This window comes from Frankia sp. KB5 (genome assembly GCF_002099325.1).
GTDB lineage: Bacteria > Actinomycetota > Actinomycetes > Frankiales > Frankiaceae > Frankia > Frankia casuarinae.
In genome coordinates, this window is record NZ_MRUJ01000171.1 from 1 (window position 1) to 16,333 (window position 16,333).

14 protein-coding genes and 1 pseudogene are annotated in these 16,333 nt (G+C 68.7%); 10 read left to right on the forward strand and 5 right to left on the reverse strand.

What is annotated here, in order from left to right:
* Nucleotides 1-1,105: cytochrome P450 (locus KBI5_RS16715; RefSeq protein ID WP_085015771.1), on the reverse strand; the 1,105-nt coding region annotated here is incomplete at its 3' end.
* A 20-nt stretch (nt 1,106-1,125) separates the two neighbouring features.
* On the reverse strand, nt 1,126-1,944 hold the full coding sequence (locus KBI5_RS16720) for a methyltransferase domain-containing protein (protein ID WP_085015772.1): 819 nt from the start codon (nt 1,942-1,944) through the stop codon (nt 1,126-1,128).
* 421 nt (nt 1,945-2,365) lie between these two features.
* Between KBI5_RS16720 and KBI5_RS16725 the strand changes: the two genes are divergently transcribed.
* The 9 genes from KBI5_RS16725 to KBI5_RS16765 all read left to right on the forward strand — a co-directional run bounded on the left by KBI5_RS16725 (nt 2,366) and on the right by KBI5_RS16765 (nt 13,356).
* Nucleotides 2,366-3,559: a cytochrome P450 gene (locus tag KBI5_RS16725; RefSeq protein ID WP_157902533.1), complete on the forward strand. Its 1,194-nt coding sequence runs from the start codon at nt 2,366-2,368 to the stop codon at nt 3,557-3,559.
* Nucleotides 3,560-3,594: 35 nt separating this feature from the next.
* Nucleotides 3,595-4,476 carry a fumarylacetoacetate hydrolase family protein gene (locus KBI5_RS16730; protein ID WP_085015774.1) on the forward strand — a complete coding sequence of 294 codons (882 nt, stop codon included), beginning with the start codon at nt 3,595-3,597 and terminating at the stop codon, nt 4,474-4,476.
* Between the two features lies 1 nt (nt 4,477).
* Entirely contained in the window at nt 4,478-5,461 is a 984-nt protein-coding gene (locus KBI5_RS16735) for a UbiA family prenyltransferase (RefSeq protein ID WP_085015775.1), read from the forward strand.
* A gap of 49 nt (nt 5,462-5,510) precedes the next feature.
* Nucleotides 5,511-7,226: a prenyltransferase/squalene oxidase repeat-containing protein gene (locus KBI5_RS16740; RefSeq protein WP_085015776.1), complete on the forward strand. Its 1,716-nt coding sequence runs from the start codon at nt 5,511-5,513 to the stop codon at nt 7,224-7,226.
* Nucleotides 7,223-8,608 carry an NAD(P)/FAD-dependent oxidoreductase gene (locus KBI5_RS16745; protein ID WP_085015777.1) on the forward strand — a complete coding sequence of 462 codons (1,386 nt, stop codon included), beginning with the start codon at nt 7,223-7,225 and terminating at the stop codon, nt 8,606-8,608. Before KBI5_RS16740 ends, KBI5_RS16745 begins: the two co-directional genes overlap by 4 nt.
* 11 nt (nt 8,609-8,619) lie before the next feature.
* Nucleotides 8,620-9,486, forward strand: a complete 867-nt coding sequence (locus tag KBI5_RS16750) for a TauD/TfdA family dioxygenase (RefSeq protein WP_085015778.1) — start codon at nt 8,620-8,622, stop codon at nt 9,484-9,486.
* Nucleotides 9,486-10,406 carry an alpha/beta hydrolase gene (locus KBI5_RS16755; RefSeq protein WP_085015779.1) on the forward strand — a complete coding sequence of 307 codons (921 nt, stop codon included), beginning with the start codon at nt 9,486-9,488 and terminating at the stop codon, nt 10,404-10,406. The genes KBI5_RS16750 and KBI5_RS16755 overlap by 1 nt, the downstream gene beginning before the upstream one ends.
* A 260-nt stretch (nt 10,407-10,666) precedes the next feature.
* Nucleotides 10,667-11,971 (forward strand): lipopolysaccharide biosynthesis protein RfbH, encoded by a 1,305-nt coding sequence (gene rfbH / locus KBI5_RS16760; RefSeq protein ID WP_085015780.1) that lies wholly within the window; start codon nt 10,667-10,669, stop codon nt 11,969-11,971.
* The gene (locus KBI5_RS16765) at nt 11,968-13,356 is read left to right on the forward strand and encodes an NDP-hexose 2,3-dehydratase family protein (protein ID WP_085015781.1); all 1,389 of its coding nucleotides are present in this window, start codon (nt 11,968-11,970) and stop codon (nt 13,354-13,356) included. The genes rfbH and KBI5_RS16765 overlap by 4 nt, the downstream gene beginning before the upstream one ends.
* 189 nt (nt 13,357-13,545) lie before the next feature.
* Here the strand turns inward: KBI5_RS16765 and KBI5_RS16770 are convergent, their stop codons facing one another.
* From KBI5_RS16770 to KBI5_RS16780, 3 genes are all read right to left on the reverse strand, one after another.
* On the reverse strand, nt 13,546-14,001 hold the full coding sequence (locus KBI5_RS16770) for an NUDIX domain-containing protein (RefSeq protein WP_085015782.1): 456 nt from the start codon (nt 13,999-14,001) through the stop codon (nt 13,546-13,548).
* A 318-nt stretch (nt 14,002-14,319) separates the two neighbouring features.
* Entirely contained in the window at nt 14,320-15,252 is a 933-nt protein-coding gene (locus KBI5_RS16775; protein WP_198537749.1) for an NAD(P)-dependent oxidoreductase, read from the reverse strand.
* 113 nt (nt 15,253-15,365) lie between these two features.
* Nucleotides 15,366-15,980, reverse strand: a complete 615-nt coding sequence (locus KBI5_RS16780; RefSeq protein ID WP_085015783.1) for a dTDP-4-dehydrorhamnose 3,5-epimerase family protein — start codon at nt 15,978-15,980, stop codon at nt 15,366-15,368.
* A 151-nt stretch (nt 15,981-16,131) separates the two neighbouring features.
* Between KBI5_RS16780 and KBI5_RS27385 the strand changes: the two are divergent.
* A pseudogene (locus tag KBI5_RS27385) lies at nt 16,132-16,333 on the forward strand (type II toxin-antitoxin system VapC family toxin); the annotation flags it as partial.

Here is a 16,333-nt window from a genome sequence, read left to right on the forward strand (position 1 = left end):
CGAGCATCTTTTCCACGGCGATCCGGACCTCCAGACGGGCGAGCGGTGCCCCCAGGCAGAAGTGGATCCCGTGCCCGAAGCTCAGATGCGCGTTGGGCGTGCGGCGGATGTCGAAGCGATCCGGCTCGGAGAACTGCCGCTCATCTCGGTTGGCCGAGGCCAGCCACGCGAGGACGATCTTTCCTGCCGGTATCGTGTGTTCGCCGATCTGGACGTCCGCCGTCGTCCTGCGCATGCTCGGAGCCAGCGGTGCGCGGAAGCGCAGCACCTCCTCCAGAGCGCCGGGCAGCCCACCGGTGTCCGCGCGCAGTGCCGCGGCGGCCTCCGGGTATTCATCCAGGCACAGGACGACATTGCTCAGCAGCGCCGTGGTCGTGATGTGGCCGGCGAGCAGCAGCAGCCCCACGAATCCAATGATCTCCTCGTCGTCCAGCCGCTGACCGTCCACCTCCGCCGCAACGAGCCTGCTGGCCAGGTCGTCGCTCGGCCGGGCGCGCCGATGGCGTATGTACTCCAGGCAGTAGGCGTTCATCTCACGCATGACGATCGCCATGGACTTCGTACGGTCTTCGTTGGGTATGAAACTGGTCTGGCTCTCCGGTGCGACCAGGGAGTCAGCCCACCGCCCGAACATCGGGCGATCGTCGCGTGGGATGCCCAGAAGTTCGGCGATCACGGTCACCGGCAGGAGGTATGCCAGATCCGAGATCAGCTCGATCTGCTCCGCGCCGGCCATCGCGTCCAGCAGCTCATCAGTGATGATTTCGACGCGGGGCGCGAGTCGGGCGACCACGCCCGGGGTGAAAGCCTTACTCACCAGGGTCCGCAGCTTGCGGTGCTGGGGCGGGTCCTTCCGGAGAAGGTTGCCCTTGAGGAAACGGTCGACATCTTCCTGCGAAGGCATGAACGAACTGAAGTCGGAGGAGAAGGTGCCCGGTTCGGCTAGAATCCGCTCCACGTCCCGGTGACGGAAGACGTGCCATACGCCGGCTTCCTCGTCGTGGCTGACAGGTTCGCTCTCCCGCATCCGTCGGAACCAGGCAAGCACCGTCGCGGCATCGGCGGCCTGGTCGGCCAGCCCGGCCCCTCGCTCGGCAGCCGTCATCTCGGTCGTCCCTTTCCGACTCATCGGGCGGACGTCCGCACCGCGCTGATCCCGACCGTGGCATAGCCCATCGTGAAGCTGCCCCCCATTTCATCGATGGTGGCCCCGATGCCGGCCTGCACCTCCTCGACCATGGCCAGCGGATACTGGCCGTGGTCGCCGTGGGTGGGCAGTTGGTCCAACCACTCGTCCCGGGTGTAGCACTTCTCCCAGTCGAACCGCCACGCTGTCGGATCTCCGAAGGCATCGGCCTTCCGCATCCCGTCGGCCGCCTTCGCGCACAGAATCGCGTATCCGTCCAGGGCATTGGTCGTCCACTGGCGCGCGACGAGAGAATCGGGGAGCACCCGCCGGTAGACCTCGCCGAAGGCCCGCAACACGTCGGGCGGCGGAACCTCCGCGTTCCAGAACACCGCGAGCCGCCCACCGGGCCGCAACGCCTGCGACGCTTTCACCGCGCCGGCGACCGCGTCCAGCCAGTGCCAGGTCTGCCCGGAGACGACGGCGTCGAAGGTACGGCCGGACGGGTCCCACCCCTCGAACATCGATTCCTCGACGTCGAGCCCGCGCCGCCGGGCAAACTCGGCCATCCGGGCATCCGGTTCCACTCCGAGCACCGTGCAGCCGGCCGCCTGGAACTGCCGGGCCGCGATGCCGGTGCCGCAGCCGGCGTCAACGACGTCGAGCCCGGCGCGGGCCTCGACGATCAGATTCACCAGGTCCTCGGGATAGCTGGGCCGGGTCCGGTCGTAGCGTTCGGGATCCGCGCCGAAACCCTCCGCCACCTGACGGTGCCGGGGAAGCTCGTTTTCGGACAGAATCTCTCGCGGGTGAGRCATGGTGCGTGCACCACCTAACCTTGAATGGATGACAATGTCGAACGACCCGGGCGAGGGCAAGCTCCGAAAAATCGGGGTTGACTGGATCGTCCGGTGCGCGCCCAGAGCTCGCCCGGGTGGCGGAAAGGTCGCGGGACCGACCGCCCGAGTTGCCGGCGGTGCCGACCGGGTGGGTGCTCAGGAGTTATAGCACCCGCATCGGCGGGCAAACACCCCCACTAATCCACCCTCATTAGTCGGGGATTGCTGGTATATGAGCGGAGCTGTCACCCTGATTTCAGTTCATGAGGATGCGCAAGCTTCCCTCCCGAAGTCGGCAGGCCCTCTCGCGCGGCTCCGTTCGCGTGAACCGCACCGTGCGGGTGGGCRCGTCCGCAAAATACCGGCCGCGCGCGGACCCCCGCCAGATCGGAAACCGACAATGGAACGTGTCCATGATTTTCCGAGTTCCGCGGACACCGCGGGCGAACTGAATTCGCAGCTGGACGAACTGCGTCGGCAGGGATCGTTCCCCCGGGTGCTGCTCGCGGACGGGCAGCAGGCCTGGCTGGTGACCCGGTACGAGGACGTCCGGACGGTTCTGAGCGACGGGAGGTTCACCCGGGATGTCATGGGCGTGCGCGCCCGRCAGTCCGGCGTGGATCTGGGCGGCACGCGGACGGTGAACATGGACGGCCGCCCCCACAACGAGCTGCGCGCGTTTGTGTCCCAGGTGTTCGCCGCCCGCCGGATCGAGGTCATGACGTCGCGCGTCCAGGCGTGGACCGACGACCTGCTCGACGCCATGGAAGAGGCGGGCCCACCGGCGGATCTCGTCGCTCACCTGGCCGTTCCCCTGCCCGCCATCGCCATCTGTGAGCTGCTCGGCTTCCCGATCGAGGACCGCGAAGCGTTGAGCGACTGGTGCGACCGCATCACGGCGGTCGGTGCCGGCGCTCCCGACCAGGAGGCGTGGCTGGAACTGACCGCCTACGTCGGGCGCCTGGTGCCGGCCAAGCGGGCAGCGCTGGGCGAGGGGCTCGCACCGGACGCGGACATCCTGACCAGGCTGGTCTATGCCCACGACAACGAGGACGCGCTCTCGATGGAGGAGCTGCTGTCGCTCACCGTCGTCGTTCTCGCCGGCGGCCTGGAGACGACCCAGACCGCGATCAGCGCCGGGATGCTGCGGCTGTTCCGCAGCCCGGACCAGCTGGAGAAGCTGCGCGCCGATCCAGACCTCGTCACCAGCGCCGTCGAGGAACTGCTGCGCTACCAGCCGGTAATCGATGTGAACCGGCTGCAGATAGCCACCGAGGCCGTGTGGCTGGGAGATCAGCAGATCGGCGCGGGAGACCTGGTCCAGATATCAATCAACGCGGCCAACCGCGACGCGACGGCCTTTCTCGACAGCGAACAACTCGACGTTACCCGCGGGCCGAACCCGCATCTCGCGTTCGGCTACGGGGCGCACCACTGTCTGGGAGCGGCCCTGGCACGGCTCCAGCTCAAGACGGCTTTCTCGACGCTCCTGCTGCGGTTCCCGAACCTGCGGCCCGCCGCGCCACCGGAGAGTCTCAGCTGGCGGGGCGGGCACGTCACGCTTCGCCTCGAAGAACTGCCGGTCGCTTGGTAGGACACCGTCTCCATCGGCGAACCGGGAGCATACAGATGCTTATTTGCAGATACGCCGAGCAGGGCCAGCGCGGATACGGGCGGATCGAGCACGACGAGAACGGTGATCTCGTCATTCCCGTGCGGTACGACGGGCCTGCCGGGTGCTGGGTCGACCGCGTCGGCCGGGCATGTCCGCTGGACGAGGTCACGCTTCTGCCGCCCGCCGAGCCGAGCAAGATCGTCTGCGTCGCGCTCAACTATGCGCCGGACGGGACAACCGGCAACCACCGGCGCCCGGCGGACCCGGCCTCGTGCGCCATCGTGCTGAAGCCACCGTCGACGCTGGTCGGCCATGGTGATCCRGTCAGTCACCCGGGAGCTGTCTGGGAGCTGAGGCACGAGGCCGAGCTGGCAGTGGTGATCGGGATGGCCTGCAAGGGCGTCCCGCCGGAGCACGCGGCCCGGGTCGTGGCCGGATACACCTGCGCGAACGACCTGACCGCGTACGCACGCCGGGCACCCCAGGAGCAGACCGGGCACCCGCCCGTGTGGGCGAAGCACTTCGACAGCTTCACCCCGCTGGGACCGTGGCTGGCCACCGACCTGGACCCCACGGATCTGCGGATCACCTGCCGGGTGAACGGCGAGCCCAGGCAGGACGGCGGCACCCGTGGCCTGATCCTGCCCGTCGACGAGGTCGTGGCGGTGGCCAGCCGGCACATGTCGCTGCTCACCGGTGACGTCATCCTCACCGGGACCCCTGCGGGCTCGGGCCCACTGTCGGTGGGCGATCAGGTCGACGTGTCGATAGCGGGGATCGGCACCCTGCGCAACACCGTTCACGCGACTCCCGCCCTGGAGTGGGCGCCCGACGTGACCACGAACGGCGCGACGTTCGGCGGCGTTACGGACCGTCCGTTCGGAAGGAGCACCTGACGTGCGCGGGCGCCCACTCGGCAGAAAGCTCATCGCCCATGTGCGAACGTGGCGGCCCTATACCCTCTGGTACGTCGGCCTCGTCGGCCTGGCCGGGCATGCCGTCGCCACCGACGGGCGCGCCGTCGCCGAGCTCGCGGCGGCCTGGGCGGTGCCCACCCTGATCTGGGTCGCGGCGCACTACCTCGGCGACTATTTCGACGCCGACCTCGACGCGCTCAGCAAACCGCAGCGTCCCATCCCCTCGGGGCTGATCCGCCCCCGGACGGCGGTCTGGTGCGGAACGGTCCTCGCGACGGTCGCCGCCGTCATCGCGGCCGTCGTCAACTACCGGGCCCTTGTCGTGATCGTCGCCGGAGTCGGCGGGGCGATGGCCTACAACGGCTTCTTCAAGGCCAGAGGGCTGCTGGGCAATCTCGTCCGCGGATCGCTGACCGGCGGAGCCCTCATCTTCGGTGCGATGACGGCCTCGGCATACCCGCCGGTCAAGGTGCTCGTGTTCGTGCCGGTCTTCTGGGCGCACGACGCCGCGTCCAACCTGGTCGGGACGCTGCGCGACATCTCCGGTGACCGTGCTGGCGGATACGCCACCTTCGCGGTCCGGCACGGGCTCCGGACGGCCATCCGCGCGGCGACGGGGTTGTACGTGTTCGCCATTTCTGTGGCCATGGTGGGACTGYTCACCCTGCCAGGCGGCCAGGTGGGCGGCCTCGTGCTGCTGGTGATCGCGGCGTGCCTCGGGGGCGCCGCCTTCAGCATGCTGTACTCGTCCGGGCCCCAGCCCGCCGCACACATCGCCCTGCGTTCGCACAGCGTCCTRGTCGTCGAGCGGATGGTGCTAGCTGCGGCGCTCCTGGTGCCGAGCCTCGGATGGCCCGTCGTGCTCGCGATCCTCGCCCCGATGCTCGCCGCCACGCTCAGCACCCAGCAGGCCATGCGTTCCCGGTACGAATTCCCGCACGGAAGTCCCCGCGTACTCCGTTGAGAGCGCGGCGACGGCACGCGCGCCTTTTCCCTGAGGAGGACGGTTCGCTGTGTGCTCAGATGTCGACAGTCGGGTCGAAGCATCGATCGCCCGCTCCGCGGAAGCGCTGTTCGCGACGCAGCGCCCGGGTGGGTCCTGGCCGAACCGCCGCCCCACCGCGGTCCTGGGGACCGCCGGTGCGATCGTCGCCCTGCACCTCGCCGACCCCGAGCGTTCGCGGGACCTGATCGAGCGGGGAACCGCGTGGCTGGTGTCCGTCCAGAACGCCGACGGCGGCTGGGGCGGAGTGCCCGGCGCCGCGTCACAGCTGGTGCCCACCGTGGTGGCGGCATCCGCGCTGAGGTTGGTGGCACCGGGGCAGACACAGGAGTCCTCGCGGCGTGCGCTGGACCTGCTCGAGGCGCTCGGTGGCGTGGCGGCGCTGGCCGATCCCGGGATGGTCCACATGGCCACGACGTTCCTCGTCTTGGCAGGGCTGCGGGACATGCGCGACTCCCGGCGCATCCCGCTGGAGCTGCTCCTGCTGCCCCGGCGGGTCTGGCGACCCCGGCTCTCCTTCCGGGCCGCGCCCTTCGTGGCCATGGYCTTCATCCAGGCCCACCACAGCACGTCGAAAGGGGCTGGACGACTACTGCACCGGCTGGCCCGGCCGACCGCGCTCCGCCTGCTCCAGGAGATGGAACGAGGGGAGAACGACCGCGGCGGCTATGGCGGGGACAACTGGCTCACCGCGGTGGTGTGCATCGGCCTGTGCCTTGGCAGCGCCCCCGAACGCATGATCTCCGAGACCGTCGACTACCTGCGGGCGAACGCGCAACCCGACGGCTCCTGGCACATCATGCAGGGGCTCGACCTGATCGGCGGGTCCTACGTCGCCCGCGGCCTGGCGGACGCCGGCTATGCCGACGATCCGCGGCTGGTCCGGGCGCGGCAGTGGCTGCGCGGGTGCCAGCAGGACCAGGGGTTCTCGATCTACGGTGCGCCGCCCGGTGGGTGGGGTTGGGAAGGCCCCCGCGGGTGGCCGAACTTCCTGGACAGTGCCAACGTGCTGGCCGCGCTCGCGGCCGCCGGCGACGCGGAGCCCGGGGAGCACCTGCGGCGCGGCCTGGACTGGCTGATGTCGCGGCAGGACGGCAGAGGTTCGTGGGGAACCTTCGTCCCGGACACCACCCTCGCGAACGACGGCCCCTGCCCCTATACGACGGCCCAGTGCGTCGAAACCCTGCTCGACGGCGGCCTGTCCCGCACCGACCCCGAAATCGTCAAAGCCCTGGACTGGCTGCTCGCCTGCCAACGGCCGGACGGCACCTTCGAGGGCCTGTGGTACCGGGGCCTCACCGCAGCGACCGCGATGGCACTCGTGGCCTTCGCGCGCGGCGGGGTGGGTGACAGSCCGGCCGCACGGCGGGCCCGCAACGCCCTCCTCGATGCCCAGCTGGCCGACGGCTCATGGGGGCCGGGCGAGACCGGCACGCTCGGCGATGATCCGTCGCAGGGCACCATCGAGGAGACCGCCTGGGCACTGCGCGGCCTGCTCGCCGTCGGTCTGCCCGCGCAGGACGACCGGCTCCGGCGGGCAGCGGAGTGGATCATGTCCGCGCAGCGGGACGACGGCCTCTGGGAGCCGAGCCCGGTATGCCTGCACATCCGGCGACTCGCCTACTACGTGGACGGCCTGATCGGGAACGGCCTGGCGCTCAGGGCGTTGGGCGCCTACCGGACCGCGCTCACCGCCACCCGAGTGGCGCAGCGGGAGGCGTTGTGACGACCGAGCACAGTGCGGGCCAGCGGGTGGACACCGACGTGGTGGTCTGTGGTTCCGGGGTCGCCGGGCTGGCGGCGGCCTGCGCCCTCGGCCGCCTGGGCCTGGAAGTGACCGTGTTGGACAAGCAGCGGACCCAGCCTTCGGTCTGGAGGGGGGAGATCCTCCAACCCGGTTCCCTGAGCCACCTGCACGCATGGGACGCGCTCGGCCGTCTGGAGGCCAGACAAGCGGTTCGACTGAGCCGACTCGTCGCCCGTACGTCCGCCGGGGACGAGTTGATGGCCCTGGACTTCACGGCGCTCGGCGGCGAACGGCCCTGGATGCTCTCCCACGACTACTCGACGATCCTGCAGTGCATGGCCGAGTCGCTCGGCCCGACGGTCCGCCTGCGCCGCGGAGCCCTGGTCAAGAATCTCAGCAGGGACGCGGCTGGCCGGGTCTGCGGGGTGCGCGCCGCGACGAACGGCACGGTACTCGACGTCCGGGCCGGACTCGTCGTCGCGGCCGACGGCATGTCCTCACGCCTGCGCGGTCATGCAGGGATCAGAGTCGAACCCGACGCCTACGACCACCGGCTGCTGTCCTTCGAACTGCCCGGCACCCCGCCGGTCGATGACGAGGTGTCCGCCCACGTCACGGACCGCGGCCTGATCATGATCTACCCGCTGCCGGACGCGCGGATCCGGGTCTACGTCCAGGTGGGGACGTACGAGCTGCGCGGGGCAAGCCCGGCCGAGTTGCGGCGATGGTGCGCGAGGCTCGTCGGCCAGGTGCCCGCACTGGCGCCGGTCGCCAGGCTCCTCGAAGAGAATCTGCACCGCCGCCAGTTGCTCCCGGTCCACCGCTTCCGCGCCCCGTCGCTCGTCCGGCCCGGCATCGTCCTGCTCGGGGAGGCAGCCCACGTCGTTCATCCCTTGGCGGCCCAGGGGATGAACACCTCGATCGGCGACGCCGAGGCCCTCGCGGCCCGACTCGCGGCCGTCGACCTCGCCGACGGCGCCAGCGTCGATGGTGCGCTGCGCGGCTACGAGAACGACCGGATGAGCAAGATCCAGGCCGTGCACACCATGAGCCACAACGCGGCGCGCATGATGACCAGCACGTCACGCGGGGGCCGAGCGCTGAGCCGGCGGCTCATGCGAGGCACCGCCAGGAGCAGGCGCCTGAACCAGCTGACGACGTACAACATGTCGGGCCTCGGCATGCGCCCGCTCGGCAGACTCGACCGGCTCGTCCAGTTCGGAGTTCTGCCCGACCTGCGAGCGCGGTCGTTCCTCGCGCCGCGAGCTCCCGAGCCCGCTCCCGTCCCCGGGCCCGCCTCCGCTCCTACTCCCGCTCCCGGGCCCCGGAGCGGAACGCAGCTAGGCCGAGACAAGCGATAGAAGGGTTCAAAATGTCAGACACCCTCGCGACGGCTTTCGATGTCCGGCCGCTCACCAGTGCGCTGGGAGCCGAGATCCACGGCGTGCGGCTCGAGGCGATCACCGACGCCGAGTTCGCCGAGCTGCGACAACTGCTGCTGAAGTATCTGGTGATTTTTATCCCGGGGCAGGAGGGCTGGTCGGCGGAGTCGCGCGTCGCCTTCGGTCGCAGGTTCGGCGAGCTGGAGGAGCACGCCTACCTGCCCCACCTGGACGGGTATCCGAACATCCAGATCATCGACTCGGAACGAGACGGAAAGATTCCGATCTGGCACACCGACATGACCTACGCCCCGAACCCACCCATCGGAAGCATCCTGCAGATTGTCGACGGACCGCCGCGGGGTGGCGACACAATGTGGTCCAACCAGTATCTTGCGTACGAGAGGCTGTCCGCGCCGCTGCGTGACCTGCTCGACGGCCTCACCGCCATTCACGCCATCCATATTCCGGGGCTGGACAGCATGGCCGAGCATCCCGTCGTGCGCGTCCACCCGGAGACGGGCCGCCGGACGCTGTTCGTCAACCGGGCCCATACCTCGCACATCGCACAGCTGAGCCGGAACGAGAGTGACGCGCTCCTGCAGTACCTCTATGGTTTCTCCACATCTCCGGAGTTCATCTGCCGCTACCAGTGGAAGCCGGGCGACGTGGCGATCTGGGACAACAGGGCCACGCAGCACTACGCCGTCGACGACTATTCCGAACGTCGTTGGGGGCTGCGCGTCGTCGTGCTCGGCGACACCCCCTCCGGGAACAAGTCCCGGTGGGATCACTACCGACCCGTGTCCGGCCAGCGTTACGTACCGGACTGGGTGAACGCGAAGGAAGCGTACTGATGGATTCGGTTGGCAACGCTGGTCGTCGCGGCGGCCGTCAGCAAACTGAGGAAGAATCGAGCAGCACGAGCGCCGACTCCACGACACACGTCCTGGACGTACCGGGGGCATGTCTGTACTACGAGATCCGCGGCGCGGGCCCGTTGCTCCTGATGATTGGCTCGCCCATGGGCAGCAGAGGGTTCACGGCGCTCGCGTCGCGGCTCGCCACGGACTTCACCGTCGTCACCTACGACCCTCGTGGCATCCTGCGCARCACCATAAGCGATCCGAGCCAGGAGGCGACCCCCGAGCTGGTCGCGGATGATGTATGGCGGCTGGTGACGGCACTGGACGCCGGTCCGGCGCATGTGTTCGGCAACAGCGGTGGAGCCGCTACCGGCCTCGCTCTGATCACCCGGTATCCGGCGGCCGTGCGCACCCTGGTGGCCCATGAACCGCCGGTGACCGAACTGCTGCCCGACAGGCAGCAGGTGCGCGCCACAATTGACGATCTCTGCCTGGACTACGCCGCCGGCCGCAGGGACGTGGCGCTGCGGAAATACACGGCTCTGACCGGCGTCGGCTTCGCCCCGCCGCCCCCCACCGGGCAGGTGCCGACCCCGGAGTCGTACACGCAGCCGCAGGACGCGCGGGCCATCCTCGACCGCTTTTTCGGATACATCCTTCAGCCCACCACGCGGTACCGTCCCGATCTCGGCGCACTCCGGACGACATCCATCCCGTTCGTCGTGGGAGGTGGGACGGCGTCCCGGGGGCAGCTCTACCACCGGACCGCGGTCGCGCTGGCCGACCTGCTCGACATCCCGCTGCGCGCCTTTCCCGCGGGACACACCGGCTTCCATGAACAACCGGAGCCGTTTGCCGACCTGCTCCGCGAAACGTTCGGAAGAATGCTTATCGGGCCGCGCTCCCAATAGCCGACAGGCACTCGGTGCGCGATCTTCGCTGACGCTCCGGCCGGCGCCGTCCGCTTCGTCGGCCACGGCCAGCCGGCCACCCGACCGCACCGCTGGAAGTCTTGAGCGGCGCCGCGCGGCGGCTTCCGGCGGCCCGCCGGCTATCCCCTGAATACGACTGGTGGGGCGAACCTCGCCGGCCGCGGCATGCCGCGCGGGTCTGTTGCCGGTGTGCCTGACGACCGCGCCCCGGGTTACCCACGGCAAAAGAAAGAGAACACATGAGTGAACGGGCCGCGCACATCCTCGATGAGGTGCGCAAGTATCACCGGGATACCAAGGGCGCCGGGGGCTTCGTTCCCGGCGTCACGGAGATCTGGCCGTCCGGCGCCGTGCTCGACGAGCACGACAGGGCAGCTGTGGTCGAAGCGGCGTTGAACCTGCGGATCGCGGCGGGCAGGGCAGCCCGGAAGTTCGAACTTGCCTTCGCCCACCGAATGGAGCGGCGCAAGGCCCACCTGACGAACTCCGGTTCCTCCGCGAATCTCCTCGCGCTCACCGCGCTCATGTCTCCGCAGCTCGAGGACCGCAGGCTTCTGCCGGGTGACGAGGTGATCACAGTGGCGGCGGGCTTCCCCACGACCGTCACCCCTATCCTGCAGAACGGCCTGATCCCGGTCTTCGTGGACATCGATCTGCACACGTACAACACCACCGCGGAGCGCATCGAGAAGGYCATCGGACCCCGTACCAGGGCGATCATGATCGCGCACGCCCTCGGTAACCCCTTCGAGGTCGCGGAGGTGGCACGACTCGCCACCGAACGCGACCTGCTGCTGATCGAAGACACCTGCGACGCGGTCGGCACCACCTACCAGGGCCAGCTCGTCGGGACCTTCGGTGACCTCGCCACCGTCAGCTTCTACCCAGCTCATCACCTCACCATGGGCGAGGGCGGCTGTGTACTCACGTCGAACCTGGCCCTGGCCCGGATCGTGGAGTCTCTGCGGGACTGGGGCAGGGACTGCTGGTGCGAGCCGGGCGAGAGCAACACCTGCCGCAAGCGGTTCGACTACCAGATGGGGACGCTGCCGGCCGGCTACGACCACAAGTACATCTTCTCCCACGTGGGCTACAACCTGAAGACGACCGATCTCCAGGCAGCGCTCGGCCTGTCTCAGCTGGACAAGCTGGACGAGTTCTGCGCGGCGCGGCGGCGCAACTGGCGGCGGCTGCGCCGGGGCCTCTCCGACGTGCCGTGGCTACTGCTGCCGGAACCCACTCCGGGCAGCGATCCGAGCTGGTTCGGCTTCGTCATCACCGTCGACCCCGAGGCACCCTTCCAGCGCACGGAGCTGRTGGCCTTTCTGGAAAATCGCAAGATCGGTACGCGCAGGCTGTTCGCCGGGAACCTGACGCGCCAACCCGCCTTCATCGACCGGGAGTTCCGGGTCTCCGGCGAGCTTTCCAACAGCGACATCGTCACCGATCAGACCTTCTGGGTCGGCGTCTACCCCGGTCTCACCGACGAGATGATCGACTACATCGTGGCCTCCGTCACCGAGTTCGTGAGGAACCACCGATGACCGCGAGGGGGGGCACCAAGGCGCGGGCGGCGCTCCGTGCCCGGCAGGACCCGGCGCTRCCCGAACGTGTCGCCCAGTCCGCGGCCGCGTTGGCCGGCGAGCCCGCGGACGAGATCCACGACTGGCTTCGGCAGCGCCGCAAAGAAGGATCGTTCGCGGTGAAACGTATCCCCTTCGAGGCGCTCGAGGACTGGTCGTTCGTTCCGGAGACCGGGAACCTCGTGCACCGCAGCGGTCGGTTCTTCACCGTGGAGGGACTGCACGTCAGCATCGGTGAGCAACCCGGTCGACGGGAGTGGCAACAGCCCGTCATCGTCCAGCCGGAGGTTGGGATCCTGGGCATCCTCGCCCAGGAGTTCGACGGGGTCATGCACTTTCTGATGCAGGCCAAGATGGAACCAGGAAATCCCGGGCTCCTGCAGCTCTCGCCGACCGTGCAGGCCACGTACAGCAACTACACCAAGGTCCACAAGGGCGCCTCCGTGCGCTATCTGGAGTACTTCACCGACCTGTCCCGGGGCCGTGTGCTGGTGGACGTGCTGCAGTCCGAGCACGGCGCCTGGTACCACCGCAAGCGCAATCGCAACATGATCGTCGAGGTTGCGGGACCGGTAGCCGAGCATGAGGACTTCCGCTGGCTCACGCTGGGCCAGATCCATGAGCTCCTGCGCCACGACAACACGGTCAACCTGGACACGCGCTCGGTCCTGGCCGGCCTGTACGTGCCCAGCACGCCCTACGCACTGCACTCGGACACGGAGCTGCTGTCCTGRCTGGCCGCACAACGGTCGGTGACCCCGATCCGCAGCGAACGCGTCCCACTCTCGGAGGTGTCGGGCTGGACACGCGGCAGATTCTCGATCGACCACGAGGACGACCGCTACTTCCGTACCGTGGCCGTGTCGGTGTGGGCGAGCAACCGCGAGGTCGACCACTGGACCCAACCGCTGATCGAACCACACGGGCAAGGTGTGGTCGCATTTCTCACCCGCACGTTCGAGGGTGTGCCGCACGTGCTGGTCCAGGCCAGGGCGGAAGGCGGCTTCATCGACGTGGAGCTGGGCCCCACCGTTCAGTGCCAGCCCGAAAGTCACGCACATCTGACCGCTGCGGACCAGCCGCCTTTCCTTCACCTGGTCACCACGGCGCCATCCGCCCGGATCCGCTACTCCGCATTGCATTCCGAGGAGGGCGGCCGCTTCCTGCATTCGGTAAGCCGCTACCTCATCCTGGAAGCCGATGAGTGCGACGCCCCGCTCGACCCGCCGCCCGGATTTCGCTGGATCTCGCGAGACCAGCTCGCCGCGCTCACCCGGTACAGCCACTACGTCAGCGTCCAGGCGCGGACGCTGCTGTTGTGCATGAACACGTTGGACAGTACATGATTTGAGGCGCAGCCACCCGGCCCGGCCAGGCGCGTGCCCATATCCTCGACGCGGCCCGCGCTGCCACCCCGAACGGTTGGTCCGCCGGCCCCGGACCCCACCGAAGCCGTCCCGGCCAGCCTGGCTCAACCGGTACGCCTGGGACCGCGGGGCATTGGTCGACAATCCCGAGGATCACGAAGCCCGGCGTCAGGAGGGCTGGAGAACGCGGTCATGCAAGAAGGCCGCCTGCTCGCCGATGGTGTCCGCTGGAATCTCGTTGAAGTAGCCGGTCAGGCGGCCCTCGTCGCTGCCGACCAGACGGCCGCCAACGATGAAGGCTGCAAAGGCGATGCCCACCGGCCAACCACGGTAACCGGCCGCCTGTACATGCGGGTATTCAATGTAGCCAAGTAGATCGCCTACGGTAACAATGACACCGAGTTCACGCTCGGCTACCCGGACCACTGCGGCCGGCAGGGACTCGCCAAACAGTACGGTGCCGCCCGGTAGATGCCACTGGCCGCGGCACGGGTCGATATCCCGTCGAACCAGCAGAACGCCGCTCGGATCCCGGATGACGACCTCGACGCACAGCCGGGGAACCCTGCCGTAAATATCGTCGAAATCGTTTCGACTCAGCGGGAAAGAAGGGTGAATGGGCACCCTTGAGATCCTAGCATCCGCGCCTCGCGGGACAGATGCCGCCTCGCGGCCGGCTGGGCCCGCCGTAGAGCCCTACACCGCGTTCTGCGGGCTCGACGTCGGTAGGGAATTTTTCCGCGTGGTCGCGCTTTCCCGCGTGACCGCGATGAACCCCGCGGGCAAGAAGGGCCACGGCCGGCTGCTACCCGACGACGAACCCGCGCTGCGGCAGGTCATCATCCGAGGAAACCCGCGCCGAGCCGACCGTCCCGCCCGACCGGCTGCGCCACACCTGGCGTCTCCTCACTACCCGGAAACGCTCACGGACAGCGCCCTGGCTCACGAGGCGAGGGCGTCCACCACCTCAGACAAGCCAGCTGCCAGTGGGACGCGGGGCCGCCAGCCCGTGGCCGCGGTAAAGGGTGCCGGCTCGGCGTTCACGCTCCCGAAGTCGGTCGCGTCCGCCCACTCCGGCGGCGGCACGCTGACGACGGGCACCGGCGGCTGCCCGGTCCGCGCGGCGACCAGGTCGGCGAGGGTGCGGAACACCTCGCCGAGCCGCGCGGGCTGGCCGCTTCCCACCAGCCAGCGGCCGCCGCTGAGTGCCTCGGGCGCGTGCAACGCGGCGACGAAGGCGCGCGCGGCGTCCGTGACGTGCACCAGGTCTCGCGCGACCGTGCCGTCGTGCCACATGGTGATCGGCTCGCCCGCGAAAGCCCTGCGGGCCATCGCGGCTACCACACCGCGTCCCGTCGAGCCGGTGAGCGGCGTGCACCCGTAGACCGTGRCCGGGCGCAGCGCGATCCCGCGTACCGTACCGGCCCGGGTGGCCTCTGCGAGCAACTCCTCGGCAGCGGCCTTCTCCCGCACGTAGTCGTTGAGCGGTAGCCCGGGAGGGGCGGATGCCTGAACGGTGCTGGCGAATACGACGATCGGCGGTTGCCCGCGCACGGAGCGGACGAGCGTGTCGAGCAGGCCCGTACTCAGCCGCTCGGACTCGCTGCCCGGCGCGCGCCATGAGCGTTCGTCGGGAAGGTGAGCGGCCAGGTGGATGATGGCGTCCGCGCCGTTGATGGCGTCACGCACCGCCGACGGGTCGGTGAGGTCCGCTAGGTGGACTTCGGCCGACGACGGCGGAAGCGGAAGCCGCCGCGCACGGGAGACGAGTCGAAGGCGTACTGGGAGGTCGGTCAGCTCCGCGGTGACCGCGGAGCCGAGGAACCCGGATGCGCCAAGCACCGCTACGAGAGGCCGTTTCTCGGTCGAGGACACCGCGATCACTCTTCTCCGCTCGTGAGAAATCGCACCGTTATCTCCACCTCGGCTGGCGTCCACCGATCCTTGGCGGCTGGCTGAGTACTGTTGGTTGTGCCTGTGTGAGTTGCTCACTGTTCCTGCGGGCCGCCCACCCGCCCGGCCTGGACGGCGAACGGGCTGGTGTAGCGGGGAAGTATCCCGGACGCTGCCGCCGCCCGAAGACCTGGCGCGGCCCTGTCCTTGCTGGAGAGGATTGGCTCCTCGTCGAGTGCCCAGGGCAGGGCGAGGTCGGGATCCAAGGGGTTCACGTCGATCTGGGATCCAGGAACAAACTGCTCCGCGCACAGATAGCTGATCCGTGTATCGTCTGCGCGCGTCTGGTAGGCGTGCCCGAGACCGTCGACCAGGAACACCAGGTCTCCGGACTCCTCGGTCAGAAGCACGGAATCGAACGCGCCGAAGGTTGGCGACCCCACGCGCAGATCGACGACGACATCGAGTGCCGCGCCGCGCACGCAGCTGACCAGCTTGGCCTCACCGGAACCGGAACCCGTGCCGTGCAGGCCGCGGATCACCCCGCGCCTGCTGACCGTCATATTGYCCTGGCGGACATGGAAAGGAAAGCCGGTCGTGCGGGAGATCTCCTCGACTCGGAAGGCCTCGAAGAAACATCCTCGGTGGTCACCAAGCTTGTTTGGATTTATGTGAAAAGCGCCCGCTATCGCCAACTCCCTTATCTCCACGCGCCGACCTCCTTCTACTCGTCAACTGGTGCGCGCGCCCTGATGTTGAAAAAAATAGCAGCCTGTGTGCTCCATCATTCTGCTGTCGGGGCGAGGTGCCGTCACCCCATATTTGTCGGGGTTGCGCCGCGGATTGTCGCCGGGAATCCCTGTGCTGCCCGGAGACGAAGCCGTCGCCGCCACCTGGGGCGTACTCTCCGCAGCCGCCACCCGGGCCGGACAGCCCCGTCCAGTCAACGACATGTGGATCGCGGCGTGCTGCCTCGCCCACAATCTGCCACTCGCCACCTTGAACCTGAAGGACTACATGTACTTCAGGGATCATCATGGTCTACGGATTCTTGGCGAGGAGT